Origin of the sequence: Bacillus mobilis (assembly GCF_001884045.1) — a bacterium.
Classification (GTDB): domain Bacteria; phylum Bacillota; class Bacilli; order Bacillales; family Bacillaceae_G; genus Bacillus_A; species Bacillus_A mobilis.
This window is the reverse complement of sequence record NZ_MACF01000079.1, coordinates 1-14,436: the sequence shown is the minus strand read 5'-3', so window position 1 is coordinate 14,436 and position 14,436 is coordinate 1. Positions and strand designations below refer to the sequence as shown.

Annotated in this window: 14 protein-coding genes and 1 pseudogene; 7 read left to right on the top strand and 8 right to left on the bottom strand. The window is 33.9% G+C overall.

Annotation, left to right across the window (positions count from 1 at the left end):
• Positions 1-467, bottom strand: a 467-nt coding sequence (locus BAQ44_RS14510) for an alpha/beta hydrolase-fold protein (RefSeq protein WP_249024729.1), incomplete at its 3' end; no start/stop codon positions are given.
• Positions 468-471: 4 nt separating this feature from the next.
• Positions 472-1,587 (bottom strand): S-(hydroxymethyl)glutathione dehydrogenase/class III alcohol dehydrogenase, encoded by a 1,116-nt coding sequence (locus tag BAQ44_RS14505; protein ID WP_000842156.1) that lies wholly within the window; start codon positions 1,585-1,587, stop codon positions 472-474.
• A 119-nt stretch (positions 1,588-1,706) separates the two neighbouring features.
• Here BAQ44_RS14505 and BAQ44_RS14500 point away from each other — a divergent pair.
• The 6 genes and pseudogenes from BAQ44_RS14500 (at position 1,707) to BAQ44_RS14475 (ending at position 6,469) form a co-directional block, all read left to right on the top strand.
• Positions 1,707-2,069, top strand: a pseudogene (locus BAQ44_RS14500) (winged helix-turn-helix transcriptional regulator).
• Between the two features lie 318 nt (positions 2,070-2,387).
• The gene (locus tag BAQ44_RS31665; RefSeq protein WP_078387106.1) at positions 2,388-2,636 is read left to right on the top strand and encodes a DUF3231 family protein; all 249 of its coding nucleotides are present in this window, start codon (positions 2,388-2,390) and stop codon (positions 2,634-2,636) included.
• 154 nt (positions 2,637-2,790) lie between these two features.
• Positions 2,791-4,266, top strand: a complete 1,476-nt coding sequence (locus BAQ44_RS14490; protein ID WP_046199532.1) for a spore germination protein — start codon at positions 2,791-2,793, stop codon at positions 4,264-4,266.
• A gap of 19 nt (positions 4,267-4,285) precedes the next feature.
• Positions 4,286-4,840 carry a Ger(x)C family spore germination protein gene (locus BAQ44_RS14485; protein WP_224742185.1) on the top strand — a complete coding sequence of 185 codons (555 nt, stop codon included), beginning with the start codon at positions 4,286-4,288 and terminating at the stop codon, positions 4,838-4,840.
• A complete protein-coding gene (locus BAQ44_RS14480) occupies positions 4,834-5,361 on the top strand; it encodes a Ger(x)C family spore germination C-terminal domain-containing protein (RefSeq protein WP_100651353.1) in 528 nt (175 codons plus the stop codon). Before BAQ44_RS14485 ends, BAQ44_RS14480 begins: the two co-directional genes overlap by 7 nt.
• 16 nt (positions 5,362-5,377) lie before the next feature.
• Entirely contained in the window at positions 5,378-6,469 is a 1,092-nt protein-coding gene (locus BAQ44_RS14475) for a GerAB/ArcD/ProY family transporter (RefSeq protein ID WP_002078656.1), read from the top strand.
• Positions 6,470-7,003: 534 nt separating this feature from the next.
• On the opposite strand, the gene gshAB is transcribed toward BAQ44_RS14475, so the two are convergent.
• The 3 genes from gshAB to BAQ44_RS14460 form a co-directional block, all read right to left on the bottom strand.
• A complete protein-coding gene (gene gshAB / locus BAQ44_RS14470; RefSeq protein ID WP_002078655.1) occupies positions 7,004-9,307 on the bottom strand; it encodes a bifunctional glutamate--cysteine ligase GshA/glutathione synthetase GshB in 2,304 nt (767 codons plus the stop codon).
• A gap of 112 nt (positions 9,308-9,419) precedes the next feature.
• Positions 9,420-10,253, bottom strand: a complete 834-nt coding sequence (gene fghA / locus BAQ44_RS14465; protein ID WP_000053812.1) for an S-formylglutathione hydrolase — start codon at positions 10,251-10,253, stop codon at positions 9,420-9,422.
• A 4-nt stretch (positions 10,254-10,257) separates the two neighbouring features.
• The gene (locus BAQ44_RS14460; protein WP_033657046.1) at positions 10,258-11,373 is read right to left on the bottom strand and encodes an S-(hydroxymethyl)glutathione dehydrogenase/class III alcohol dehydrogenase; all 1,116 of its coding nucleotides are present in this window, start codon (positions 11,371-11,373) and stop codon (positions 10,258-10,260) included.
• Between the two features lie 628 nt (positions 11,374-12,001).
• Between BAQ44_RS14460 and BAQ44_RS29685 the strand changes: the two genes are divergently transcribed.
• Positions 12,002-12,109, top strand: coding sequence for a DNA integrity scanning protein DisA nucleotide-binding domain protein (locus tag BAQ44_RS29685; protein ID WP_078387083.1), 108 nt, complete (start codon positions 12,002-12,004; stop codon positions 12,107-12,109).
• Positions 12,110-12,489: 380 nt separating this feature from the next.
• Here the strand turns inward: BAQ44_RS29685 and psiE are convergent, their stop codons facing one another.
• The 3 genes from psiE to BAQ44_RS14435 form a co-directional block, all read right to left on the bottom strand.
• Positions 12,490-12,915: a phosphate-starvation-inducible protein PsiE gene (gene psiE / locus BAQ44_RS14450; protein ID WP_000195740.1), complete on the bottom strand. Its 426-nt coding sequence runs from the start codon at positions 12,913-12,915 to the stop codon at positions 12,490-12,492.
• 442 nt (positions 12,916-13,357) lie between these two features.
• The gene (gfa, locus tag BAQ44_RS14440; RefSeq protein WP_000214001.1) at positions 13,358-13,939 is read right to left on the bottom strand and encodes an S-(hydroxymethyl)glutathione synthase; all 582 of its coding nucleotides are present in this window, start codon (positions 13,937-13,939) and stop codon (positions 13,358-13,360) included.
• Between the two features lie 28 nt (positions 13,940-13,967).
• On the bottom strand, positions 13,968-14,436 hold a 469-nt coding region (locus BAQ44_RS14435; protein ID WP_145925749.1), incomplete at its 5' end, for a zinc-binding dehydrogenase.

Sequence of the window (14,436 nt, the reverse complement as noted above, 5' to 3'; positions counted from 1 at the left end):
ACTAAAGCACCATGACCTCCCATTGAATGACCCATTATACTTTCTTCTCCTGAAAAATTAGGAATCAATGTTGACGCAATAGCTGTTAATTCATCTACGATATACGTATACATATGATAATGCTTTGCCCATGGATCTTGTGTTGCATTTAAATAAAAACCTGCCCCTTGTCCAAGGTCCCATCCTGTATCATCTGAAACGTGTTCTCCACGCGGTGAAGTATCTGGCATGATTACTGCAACTTGATGCTTTTCAGCCAAACGTTGGAATCCACTTTTTTGACTAAAATTATCATCTGTACAAGTTAAACCAGATAACCACCATATAAGCGGGATTTTTTTCTTTTCTTTATTTGATGGTAAGTAGATACTAAATTTCATATCACATTGCAAAACTTTTGAATAATGACTATATTTACGTTGCTCTCCTTCAAAAGAACGATGTTGTTCAATACATTTAAGACTCATTATCTCACTCTCCATATGTTAAAATCGTACGAATGGATTCACCTTTGTGTAATAAATCAAATGCCTCATTGATGTCTTTGAATTCTAAATGATGAGTAATAAACGAATCTAAATCAATATCACCCTCCATATAATCTTCAACCATTTTTGGAAGCTCAGATCTTCCCTTAACCCCACCAAAGGCTGACCCACGCCATACTCGGCCTGTTACTAATTGGAATGGACGGGTATGAATCTCTTTACCAGCACCAGCTACACCGATAATAATACTTTCACCCCAACCCTTATGACATGCTTCAAGAGCGGACTTCATTACTTCAACATTACCAATACACTCGAAGCTATAATCCACGCCTCCATCTGTCATTTCGACTATAACTTCCTGAATTGGGCGATCATAATCCGCAGGATTCACAAAATCAGTCGCTCCCATTTTTTTAGCTAGTTCCCATTTTTCGGGATTTAGATCAACTGCGATAATTCGGCTTGCTTTCGCTTGAACCAGTCCTTGAATAGCGGCTAATCCAATCGCTCCTAAACCAAATACCGCTGCCACAGCTCCTTCTTCCACTTTTGCAGTGTTGTGTACCGCACCAATACCTGTAGTCACACCACAACCTAATAAGGCAACTTTATCTAACGGAGCATTTTCGTCGATCTTCGCTAAGTTAATTTCATTCACAACTGTATATTCACTGAATGTACTAGTCCCCATGTAATGATAAAGTGGCTCTCCGTTATAAGAGAAACGAGTTGTTCCATCAGGCATTAAACCTTTACCTTGTGTTTCTCGTACTGCACTACATAGGTTTGTTTTACCAGAACGACAGAATTTACATTCTCCACATTCAGCTGTGTATAGTGGAATCACGTGATCACCAGGCTTTACTGAAGTCACTTCAGCCCCTACAGAAACAACCACACCAGCACCTTCATGACCTAGTACAGCGGGAAATATACCTTCTGGGTCATCACCTGATAAGGTAAAAGCATCTGTATGACAGACAGAGGTGTATAATATTTTTACTAATACCTCTTTTGCTTTTGGCTCTTCTACATCGATTTCTACAATTTGAAGTGGTTCTCCTGATTTAAACGCAACAGCAGCTCTACTTTTCAACTGAATCCCTACCTTCTTTTTTTATTATTTACATTACTAAGATTACACTTTATATTTTTAATTACAATACTGACAAATCCGTCACTATAAACATTTTTCGTGGTAAAAAGTCGGAAATTATGGTTATTCATTATAAGGACAAAGAATTTTTCAATGGACACGATTTAACTTTATCTGTAGATAGGAGGAAGTTGGAAAATAGCAATTATATGGATTTTGTTACACCGTTCACCTTTAAGATGAAGTGAGATACAAAAAAATTTTCTTGATATGAATCAATGCATGTTAATCCGACGATTAAGAGAGTTAGAGGAAGATAAAATAATTACTAGGTGTGTATATCCTATAGTACCTCCAAAGGTTGAGTATGAACTTAATGAAATAGGTTATTCCTAGAACCCGTAGTAACTGCCATCTGTGATTTGGAAGATAAATTTAGTGGTTTTGTAGAAAAAACAACTAATAAACCACTGGGGGAATAGCTCAAGGTATTTAAATCATTGCTACTATCTGATATTTTTGGCATATAAATTGTTCGGTCCTATATTTTTATAGTACCTATAATAGTTAGTATTCCTCTGCAAAGACCAGAAGTTTTATTTCCTAAAAAACTCTTCACATTATAAAATGTTAATTTTATTGCTTTCATTTTTTTATAAATATTATTCTGGGAATATGGACAATTTAACTATGTAGATGTCTAGAAGAAATTAGAAAATGAATGATTCGGAACACCAAACGAAAATGAGTGCCACTGAACACACTGCGCTATGGGCTTAATATATGGATGATAGCTTGGCGTGTTATATTTTTCGCTATTAAATAATACACAGAACAGCAAATTCAATAATAGTAAAACTAGTTCTACTGGATGGTTAACTAAACGAAGACCTATTAATACAACTGAAATTAGTGGAGTGTACTTAAATATTCAAAAAACAACGTTGAAAATGGTGCTTGAGTTAGGGTTTAGTCAAATTAATTGCTCTAAAGAAGTAAGAGATTATATGAGAAAAAGGATGGCTAGAACAGCCTCCAATTGTAGTTGACCGTAATGACTTGACTAAAAATTAAAATGTAGTGGCAACAAGTTTAATAAATTCAATTTGATTAACCATCCTGTGTTTAGAGGTGAAACATTTGATTATAAAAAAAAGTTCGGATAAAAACATAAAAAAAACAGATGAAAAGTCAAGCAGCAATATGCATTCAATAGAAGATTTGCTTGAAAAAGCAAAAAAATCTCATGATTTTTATCAAACGCAGCTAACGAAAACTGAGGGGTATTTACTTATATCGTATTATACTTCAATAATTGATCAGAAAAAATTAGAAGAGCATATTTTCCCGATCTTTAGAGCTCCATTTTACCAAAGCAATAATATTAAGAATATTAATGACATACAAAAAATAATCCCTATCGAAGATATTATAATAACGGATGATATTGGTTGTATTAAATCTAAATTGATGACAGGGTACGCTATCATTCAAATTACTGAAAAAGATAAATGTTGCGCTCTGGTAAATATATCTAATACAAATGCTGGAATGCGTGTTCAAAACAACGTTGAGAATGAGTATAGTGTGATTGGGCCAAGAATTGGTTTTATTGAAGATATTACAACTAATTTAAATTTGTTACGACAAACTGTTAATACGCCAGATTTAATATTTAAAGAAATTCATATTGGTACAATTTCGAACACTAAAGTAGTGGTCGCCTATATTGATGGGGTAACAAATGATGACTACGTTCAAACAATGATACAACGTTTAGAAGCTATAAATTATGATGTAGTTTTTGACTCTTCTCAGCTCCATCAGATAATAGAAGATAATTCCAATTCGCCTTTTCCTCTTCTACTCCCAACAGAGCGTATTGATAAGGCTGCATTTTCTTTAGTTAACGGTCAGGTAGTTGTATTTAATCATGGTTCGTCTTACGCGATTACCGGGCCATCCACATTACTTGATTTTTTCACATCCCCTGAAGACTACTACTTTCCCTGGGTATTAGCTTCATTTTTTCGTGTTATTCGGATATTAAGTGTATTATTCTCAATTTTTGCAACACCAATATATATTGCAGTCTTAACTTATCATTCTGAAATGATACCTAGAGTATTACTTAGCACCCTTGGGTTTTCTCGTCATAATGTTCCTTTCCCTCCAGTGTTAGAAGTGATTTTTTTGGAACTTACAATCGAACTTTTAAGAGAAGCAGGCGCAAGGTTACCAACTAAAGTTGGCCAGACTTTAGGGATAGTAGGTGGTATTGTCATTGGTCAAGCATCTGTGGAAGCTGGATTAACTAGTAATGTATTACTTATTATCGTAGCATTAGCAGCGTTAGCTTCATTTACAACACCAAATTATAAAATGTCTAATAACATTCGATTTTTAAGATTTCCGTTAATATTTTTTTCAGCTGTTTGGGGTGGATTAGGAATTGTAATAGGTATTTGTTTTATACTTACACATATTACGCGATTAGAATCATTAGGAGCACCCTATACAGTTCCGTTATACCCTTTAAGGGTTAAAGATTATTCAGATACCTTTCTTAGGCTACCATTAAATAAAACCGAAAAAAGAAAAACTTATTTACGTCCAAAGTCTATTTGGAGGTATCATCCTAATCCTGAAAGAAAAAAGAAAAATGATTTTGATGAATGAGTAGTTATTGAGGTGAATAATGAAGAAGTATTTTTTGGGAGTATTTTGTATTAATTTGTTTTTAGTTGGTTGTGTTAATCAAAGAATTATTGATCATGTCCAAATTATTCAAGTCCTAGGCTACGATTTAAAAGAAGAAAAAGTAAAAGGAACAGTTGTGTATCCAACTTTCGAAGAACAAGGAAAAAATATATTTCATACATTGAGCACTGAGGCGGAAACTTTTGATAAAGTACTTATAAATTTAAATTCTAAATCCTCCTACCCAATTGATATAGGGCAACTACGTACAATTTTATTTAGTGAAGATTTTGTTGAGGAACAAAAGATCGATGAAATTATCCAATATTTAAGTAGAGATCCTATTATAGGATCTCGGCTTCAAATGGGGATTACTGAAGGAGATGTCGAGGCAGTTATAAAATCTAGTATGTCAGAAAAGGTCTCTGCTCACTTCTACGATAAAATCAATCAGAACATTAAATATGCGGGATTACCTAAAATGAACCTTCATATATTTTTGAATGATTTTTATAGTGAAGGAAAAGATCCTTATCTACCTTTTTTATCTTAGAAGATGGGAGAGCTAAAATTGATGGAATTGCATTATTTAAAAAAGGAAAGTATATAAATCATATTAATTTGGAACAGTCCTATCTATTAAGATTATTAGATTCTCCAATCAAACACGGTAGTTATGAGACAAAAGTGGAAGATGATAATAAAGAAGGGAGAATTTTTTTAAGAAGTTTAGATTCGAAATCGAAATATAAAATCAAAAACGAAAAAAATCCTGTAATAAACATCAAGCTATCTTTAAAAATTCAGGTTAAAAAGGTTCCCAAATGGATTGATTTATCCAAGAAAGCAGATGTTCAAAAGACGGAGAAACTATTGGAGGCACACTTTAATAAACAAATTGAACAGTTGATTTCAATATTTCAAGAATACGAAGTAGACCCGATTGGGCTTGGAGAGAGACTCAAGGCTAAATCAAAAAACTGGAATTATCAACACTATTTAAGTTTTTATCCTCAGATGAACATTTCAGTTGATACAAATGTGGATATAATTCAGACAGGTTTAGATGAGTGAATGTCCCATAAGGAGGATGACTGTGAAAAACGTTGTTAATGAACGATTTATGGTATCAGATTTTTATGTCTTTTTTTTAATATTCTCTAACGTCATTGGTATTGGAATTTTGAACTTCCAGAGAGAGATAGCAAAGGATGCCGGCTATGATGCTTGGTTATCAATAATCTTAACAAGTATTAGTATACATATGGCAATTTGGTTGATATATAAGATACTAGAGGCAGTTAACAATGATATAATTTTTATTAACCAGTATTGTTTTGGAAAATGGATCGGGTGGCTATTTAATTGCCTTTTTGTTATTTATTTTTTTTCATTGGCCATAATTGTTTATAGAGTATATATTGAAGTTGTACAAGTGTGGATGTTCCCTTTAATGAATACATGGCAAATAGGATTAGTATTTCTAATCTTGATTTATTATATTGTTTCAAGTGGATTCCGCGTGATTGCAGGCATTTGTTTCTGGGGTACAGTCATCCCGCTATTGATCCTTCCCCCTCTTAATTTATTTGCAATTGATTACGCTGACATCAACAATATATTACCATTGTTTAACCATTCCTTAACAGATATATTAGGATCTTCTAAAACCATGTTTTTTCAATATCTTGGCTTTGAAGCAATACTAATGTTTTATCCTTTTCTCAAAAAACCTGAAAAATCAAAAAAATGGGCGCACCTGTGCGTATTTTTCATTACCTTACTATATCTTTATATTGCTTTTCTGACATTTTTGTACTTCAGCGAAGAATATCTTAAACATACCAATTGGCCTTCAATATCAATAATGAAAATAGCCGAGTTCCCTATAATTGAAAGGTTTGAAATTGTTGTAGTTTCAATTTGGTTCCTATTGGCTCTACCAAATATTTGTATTAAATTATGGGCTGCGTGTAGAGGTGCTAGAAAAATAACAAATATTAAACAAAGAACTTTTTTAATCCTTTTTTTGATTTTAATGTTATGTATAGGGAATCTAATCGAGAATAAAGACCAGATCCAAAGTCTTTCGCAACTATTTTCAAAAGTCGGATTATATCTTATATTTTTATACTTACCTGTACTCTATCTTCTCATTAAAATAAAAAAGAGTACCATCTAAATTGAGTTCTTTCGGTCTAATGACACAAAAGTTCGCATGGATTGAATAAAATTAATTTAGCAACTGGTATAATTATTGGTGTATGTAATCTTATAAATTGTTTAAACCTAACGGAAGACAATCAAGGAAATACAGTACTGGAAGATGGACGTATAATTTTAGATATCGAATATTCCTTAGGAGATTTGTGGTAGAGAACTATATTTGGGAAATTTCCAATAAAGAACTGTTACCCAATTTTAGGATGAAGCTTTTCCCCCTATCATCAAATAAACACTAATAGATGTAAAAAAATCTAGCGGAGGTTTAAGTTTAAAATCCCCTTAGTCATCTCGAGTCCACTCAAACAGATTATATTGGGGTAGCGTCTGGAAAATGCGGATTAATAAAAGGCATAACATATTAGTCAATATAAAATGTGTTATGCCTTTGCTTGTTCAACTAAATCACTTTTTCTTAACTTTGTTAGAAGTGCCGGAATCAATTTAGAAATGTGCTTAGCGTTGTAAATTTGAAATTTTAATAGTGGTACCCCTAATTTGACTGATTTTTTAATAATTCGGGGAATAAATAATGTATGATATGCATAGTTAAACGTCGGGACTCTCCTTTATATGGATAGATGTGCATATACATGGATGGATTAAAGTTCGCTTCAATAATTCCGTAAGCATTTTTATTAGTAGCAGGAACTTCGGTATTTTCAATAATTAAATCGATACCACAAATTTCAACTCCAAGTGCGGATACTGCATCCACTGCTATTTTTTTATAATCATCAGGAATGTGATCTGTCACATCAATCGAGTCTCCACCTGTACTAATATTAGAGTTTTCACGTAAATAGACGATTTCATCATTCTCTGGAATTGAATCCGTTCCATATCCTTGAGCTTTAAGCATAAGGTTCTCCAATTCACCTAACTGTATAGTTTCTAAAGGTGTCCTATGGTCTCTTCCTCTTAGCGTGTCGCGATTCTTTTGCACGACTAACTCTTCGATTGTATGTTTGCCGTCACCTTTAACATTCGCAGGAATTCTTAATAAAACAGCATAAACTCGATTATTTAATACAAAAAATCGATATTCTGTTCCATTAAGAAATTCTTCTACTAATATAGAAGAGTCTTCTTTAAATGCTAATGTAATGGCTTGTTGATAATCTTTATAACTGGCGTCTTCTTTGAAAATTGATATTCCTAATCCATAATTTGTTGTTTTCGGTTTCACAACAAAAGGTTTGGTAGCAAAGAAATCATAGGAACGTAAAGCCTGTTCAATCGTCTGAAATTCCTCACCTTTCGGCACACGGAATCCATGTTGTTGAAGAATTTTCTTTGTTACTGTTTTATTTTCCATAATTAAAGTGGATACATAATTGTCTTTACTCGTCATATTCCCATTTTTCACATATTCAACATGATCTTTTAATTTCAGCTTCAAAAATTGATCTTGTCGATCCAAGATTTCTACTTGGATCCCTTGTTGAATCGCATCAAACATTAAAATCTGAGTAGACAACTCCATGTCAGTAAATCCTGCTAATTGATAGGGCTTATCCCATGATTTTTTATAATTTTCTTTAGCAATCGACGTAGCCACTTGACCTTGACTGCTTTTTTCACTTTCTTTATAAAGTCTCCCAGCTAAAGTCTTACTTGGATCCATTAACATTTCTCTCAGTTGCACAAATAACGTCTCTGAAATAGTCAAATTTAAAGTTTCTGCTAACTGTTCCATCTCATTAATCATATTTTTAGCTTCTATTTCAAATTGTGTATGCTCTAATGGGTGCTCAAGAGCCACTATATCAGTGTAAAAGTCGCCCATTTTTACCCACTCATCACAATTTTCTCCTTCATCTTTCCATAGTAAATAAATTAAGAAAAGATGGAGAAATTCCGCTTGTTCATAGCTAAATCCATACGTTTCAAAAGGGTTTAAGTCTATATTTCTTAATTCAATGTAACTAATACCGTGATCCTCTAAATCTGAAGCATGATGTCCGCCTCTTAAACGGACAGGTGAATAAAATTCTCTTTCTGCTGACAGAAGCCCTCTTTTAACCATCAAAGAAAGATCTGATACATAGTTCTGTATACTGCTATATGACACTTGAACATCATTGGAATTGGTATAACCATATTTACTGCTTCTAATGCTTCTTACTACCTCTTTCAACGAATCTTCTTCAAAAAAATTCTTTTCACTACTAGGAGAAGATCCGTAAAAATAAGTGAATAACCATCGATGGTGTAAATAGTTTCTTGTGGCTTTTAGATACATCTCTGTTTTAAAATGCTGATAATCCTTAATCTCCGATTGCGCGTTAAATAAAGCCTGAATTAACTCATCGCCAAATTCAAAGTTAAAATGAACACCACAAAGCATTTGTTTACGACGGCCATAAGAATTCGATAAAGTTTGACGATATTGAACATTCTCAGCATTTTTCAATTTTGCAATCACAATATCTTCGTCTTTTTCTGGTAACTGTGGTGGCATGCTTAATGGCCAAAGCATTTCATTCTTACCCATAGAACGATAAGCAACATCATGTATTGCTGCTAGGTAATCAAACAGTTCCTCTAATGTCTCAGTAACAGGTGTAATTATTTCCATCTGTAATTCTGAAAAATCACGCTGAATATATGGATGATCATCTCGCAACGAAATACTTTTAGGATGATCTGTTTTAGCTAAATTTCCCGATAAATCTACTCGTTTACTTTCTTTTTCAATCCCATAACGGGCTTTTAATAAGTATGGTTTAACACGGTCATTGACTAACATTTTTTTGAAATTCAATTTAACGATACCCCCAATTAGCTTACCCATGCTTCAAATAATTTCTTATTTTATAGATAATAAACTTAAAAATATAACAACATGCAGTTATCAAAAAATACCCACATTCAATTACAATGTGGATATTTTTCGTAAAAAAGAATTATCTTAAGTACTTCATATGAAAAGCAAAATGTTCCTCTAAGAAAGTAGCAATAAAGAAATAGCTATGATCATAACCCTCTATTTTCTTGTAATTTACTACTTGATTATTTTTCTGAGCATTCTTTAGGAAAATTGTTTCATCTAATTGTTTTGGATAAAACTCATCTTGAATTCCTTGCGTAATGAGAACAGGTGGCATACCAGCTTCTTTAACCAGTTCTGACGCATCCCATTCTTTCCAAGAATCTTTGTCTTCACCTAAATAAGAGGAAAAGGCTTTTATGCCCCATGGGACTTGACTAGGGCTTACAATAGGAGAAAAGGCAGAAATCGCTTTGAATCTCGCAGCATTTTTCATGCCAATTACTAAAGCACCATGACCTCCCATTGAATGACCCATTATACTTTCTTCTCCTGAAAAATTAGGAATCAAAGTTGACGCAATAGCTGTTAATTCATCTACGATATACGTATACATGTGATAATGCTTTGCCCATGGATCTTGTGTTGCATTTAAATAAAAACCTGCCCCTTGTCCAAGGTCCCATCCTGCATCATCAGCAACATATTCCCCACGTGGTGAAGTATCTGGAATCATGACTGCCACTTGATATTTTTCAGCCAATCTTTGAAATCCACTTTTTTGACTGAAATTATCATCTGTACAAGTTAAACCAGATAACCACCATATAAGAGGAATTTTTTTCTCTTCTTTATTTGATGGTAAGTAGATACTAAATGTCATATCACATTGTAAGACTTCTGAATAATGGCGGTACTTACATTGTTCTCCACCGAAAGAGTGATGTTTTTCAATAAGTTTAAGACTCACTTTTTCACTCTCCATATGTTAACATTGTACGAATTGACTCACCCTTATGGAGCAAATCAAATGCCTCATTGATGTCTGTAAAGTTTAAGTGGTGTGTGATAAACGAATCGATATCGATTTTACCATCCATATAATCTTTAACCATTCCTGGAAGCTGCGTTCTACCTTTTACGCCGCCAAAAGCAGAACCACGCCATACTCGACCTGTTACTAATTGGAATGGACGAGTATGAATTTCTTTACCAGAGCCTGCTACACCGATAATCGTGCTTTCACCCCAACCTTTGTGACAACATTCAAGAGCAGACCTCATTACTTCAACATTTCCAATACACTCGAAGCTATAATCTACTCCTCCATCCGTCATTTCAACAATGACTTCTTGAATTGGTTTATCAAATTTAGAAGGGTTTACAAAATCAGTTGCGCCCATTTTTTTAGCTAATTCAAATTTATCCTCATTTAAGTCTACAGCAATAATTCGGCTTGCCTTCGCTTGAACCAGTCCTTGAATAGCGGCTAATCCAATCGCTCCTAAACCAAATACAGCTGCCACAGCCCCTTCTTCTACTTTTGCTGTGTTGTGTACCGCACCAATCCCAGTAGTCACACCGCATCCAAATAGACCAACCTTATCAAGCGGCGCCTCTTGATCAATTTTTGCCAAAGAGATTTCAGGAACGACTGTATATTCACTAAATGTACTTGTTCCCATGTAATGATAAATAGGCTCTCCATTATAAGAGAAACGAGTTGTTCCATCAGGCATTAAACCTTTACCTTGTGTTTCTCGTACTGCACTACATAGGTTTGTTTTACCAGAACGACAGAATTTACATTCTCCACATTCAGCTGTGTATAGTGGAATCACATGATCACCAGGTTTTACTGAAGTCACTTCATCACCCACTGAAACGACAACACCGGCACCTTCATGACCTAATACAGCAGGAAATACACCTTCTGGATCGTCGCCTGATAATGTAAAAGCATCTGTATGACAGACAGAAGTATATAGTATTTTTACCAATACTTCTCTTGCTTTTGGCTCTTCTACATCGATTTCTACGATTTGAAGTGGTTCTCCTGGCTTAAATGCAACAGCAGCTCTACTTTTCAATTGAATCCCTTCTTTCTTTTTTCTAATCTTTACTTTTCCCATGATTACATACTATAATTCATCGTACAATACTGACATTTTTGTCACTATAATTTTTAAATAATTATTTATGAAGGAACTTGAATAATATAAAGGGAAGTTGTAAAAAGGTGTCGATGGAACAAAATTTTGATTAATTCAATTTGACTCCAATAAAAAGACTGATGAAAGAAGGTCTAGAGCCATTAGTGACTCGAATGAAAAATTGCTTGAAAGATCTGGACTATGCACATTATTGTCTTTTAAAAAATTCGAGGATATAAAAGAGGGATTTGCGAAAAGTGAAGCTAAGGCCACCAGCTTTTATTAAAAAAATTACTTAGCGCCGTTCACAGACAAGTATGTTGACATATTTACAACGATCCAAAATTTATCAAAACGCCAACAATGGGCTTTAATAGTCGTAGAAAGGATAATTCCACTAGAAGATTCGCTGGTACGGACTGAAACTTCAATAGGACTGCTTTGACTTCATTTTTATTGGAATCAATTTTCCCCTGGAAACCCTTTACACGATGGGCAGTTTTGATTCGAGGAAGTTAGACTGTATCAGCAGCAAATATTCTTCCTATCACAATTATAATCATGAGTGAAAAAACTCGGAACTCGTCATCGTACTGCTCTCGGTTTAACTATGTTAAGTCACGCTCTAGTTCTTGTTATTTCTGAAGAGACAGGTAAACTTCCTTTTCACTAGGTAGAAAACCGTATCCGATAACTGGTTTTAGATTTAATAACTAATTAACAGAAAGTCAAAAAGCACTTTAGGCCTTTATATTGTAGACTAAGATGTTACTTCAAATCATTATATATAAAAAGACTTTATCATTTCTTGGTGAAGTCTCTTTTACGCGTCTACTAGTATGCTTCGATATAGGGTGGAAATCTGAAATAGGGATAAATCCATGAGTGAAGTATTGTTAAATAGGTATATTGTTGAAGAGATTACTCTAAATACGAATAAAAAAGATGTAAAACCTAACCTTTCTAGAAGATACAAACCGTCATAAGCTTGATATATTTAATTATGACAGTTTGTATATTAGTTTTTTGGTGAGTTCCTTTTGGTTATTCAAATTAACATTTTTGCTCCATTGCTGATGAAGAGCTCATAATATAGTAACCGATAATTAGTACCAGTATGGCTGAAGCGTAAAGAAGTGTATCAATCGGATTTTCATGGTAGACGATGATCAGACGAATCATAGCAGTAATACCAATATAAAGAAAGTATCGTAGTGGAAAGTGATAATGTCCTTGGAAGTATTTTGTAATCATGGCGATAAACTCAAAATATAAAAAGAAAATTAAAATGCGATCCAGAAGCTTGTATTGATTCTCAAAACCTTCGTTAAATATAGAAAACTGAATGAAATATATTATTTCTTTTCCAAGTAAAACAAAAAAAATAAAAGCTAATAAAATCAATGCTATATTTAAAGCAAATTGAAAAATGACGGGAACCGAAAATTTCAATTTTTTGTTTTTAATATATTGTGTCATGATAACACCTCTCTAGATTAATGGAATGTAATCAACTATAAAAATAGTTGCAGTCGCTCCCTCTTAGAACGGCTGCAAAAAAGCGAATTTTATGAACCTTGTTTTAGTTAATTGCTGATCTTTATTTAGAAGGGAACATCTTGTCCATAAAATGAGGTTACATTCAGTTTCTTTCGTTTCTTCTACAGATGTTTCACACGGATTAGTACTTGTACATAGATTCTGTACAGCGTTTTCTGCCTTGTTGACCATACATTAGAATCCTAAAATGCTGGATCAGCACGTGTCCTGATCTAAAAATAATTAGGCAAGCTACCTGTACAAAATTATAAAACAGCCGCCTATTTGATGAAAAATCAATAAACAGGCGGCTATTTATCATGCGTACCAGCAAGATTTACTTTTTACATTTCGGACTTACACTACATTAAAGTATAAATTTTTATTCATTTAATGTGCCATTTAGTTTAGCAGCATTAATAGAAATTAAATCCATTAACTCAGGTGATAGGACATCATAGGTAGGTAATCCAATGTTATTTAAATTTTTTCGGATATCGGCCATTTTTGAAGCGGGAGTACCCGTTTCGATTACCGACGAAACAAATGCAGCAAATTGGGGTGCAGACCACCCTTTATCCTCTGATAATTCTGTATGAACAAAATCCAAACCATAAAATGCATGATCTTTATTTTCTATACGACCAAATAAATGTGCTTTACATTCTTTACAAAAATGTCTTTGAATTGCTGCTGTTTTATCAACAATCTCTAACTTATGGCCGTTACTAATGACATGAACTTTGTCGCGAGGTACTACAGCTACTATAGAAAAAATGGATTCTTCTGGTTTCCAGCACTTAGAACAACCACATGCATGGTTGTGCATTGTTTGCGAATCTACCTTGACTTCTACTTTATTTGATTCACAGAGACACTTTAATGTTCCTCCTGCAAAGTCTTTTACTACTGGATAATCATTAATCCCGTTATCTAATCTTGGATGTAATTTAGTGGTAGTCATATGTCGTTATCCTCCTTGAATATACTCATTATTTTTCATATGTTAACATCGTACGGATTGACTCGCCCTTATGGAGCAATTCAAATGCCTCATTGATGTCTGTAAAGTTTAAGTGGTGTGTGATAAATGAATCGATATCGATTTTACCATCCATATAATCTTTAACCATTCCTGGAAGCTGTGTTCTACCTTTCACGCCGCCAAAAGCAGAACCACGCCATACTCGACCCGTTACTAATTGGAATGGACGAGTATGAATCTCTTTACCAGAGCCTGCTACACCGATAATTGTGCTTTCACCCCAACCTTTGTGACAACATTCAAGAGCAGACCTCATTACTTCAACATTACCAATACACTCGAAGCTATAATCTACTCCTCCATCTGTCATTTCGACTATAACTTCTTGAATTGGGCGGTCATAATCCACAGGATTCACAAAATCAGTCGCTCCCATTTTTTTAGCTAGTTCCCATTTTTCAGGATTTAGGTCAACT

What these genes read in the sequence shown, in the direction of transcription:
- BAQ44_RS14490 (WP_046199532.1), top strand. Translation starts at nt 2,791, where the DNA reads ATGCATTCAATAGAAGATTTGCTTGAAAAAGCAAAAAAATCTCATGAT.
- BAQ44_RS14485 (WP_224742185.1), top strand. Translation starts at nt 4,286, where the DNA reads ATGAAGAAGTATTTTTTGGGAGTATTTTGTATTAATTTGTTTTTAGTT.
- BAQ44_RS14475 (WP_002078656.1), top strand. Translation starts at nt 5,378, where the DNA reads ATGACTGTGAAAAACGTTGTTAATGAACGATTTATGGTATCAGATTTT.
- gshAB (WP_002078655.1), bottom strand. Translation starts at nt 9,307, where the DNA reads ATGGGTAAGCTAATTGGGGGTATCGTTAAATTGAATTTCAAAAAAATG.
- psiE (WP_000195740.1), bottom strand. Translation starts at nt 12,915, where the DNA reads ATGACACAATATATTAAAAACAAAAAATTGAAATTTTCGGTTCCCGTC.
- gfa (WP_000214001.1), bottom strand. Translation starts at nt 13,939, where the DNA reads ATGACTACCACTAAATTACATCCAAGATTAGATAACGGGATTAATGAT.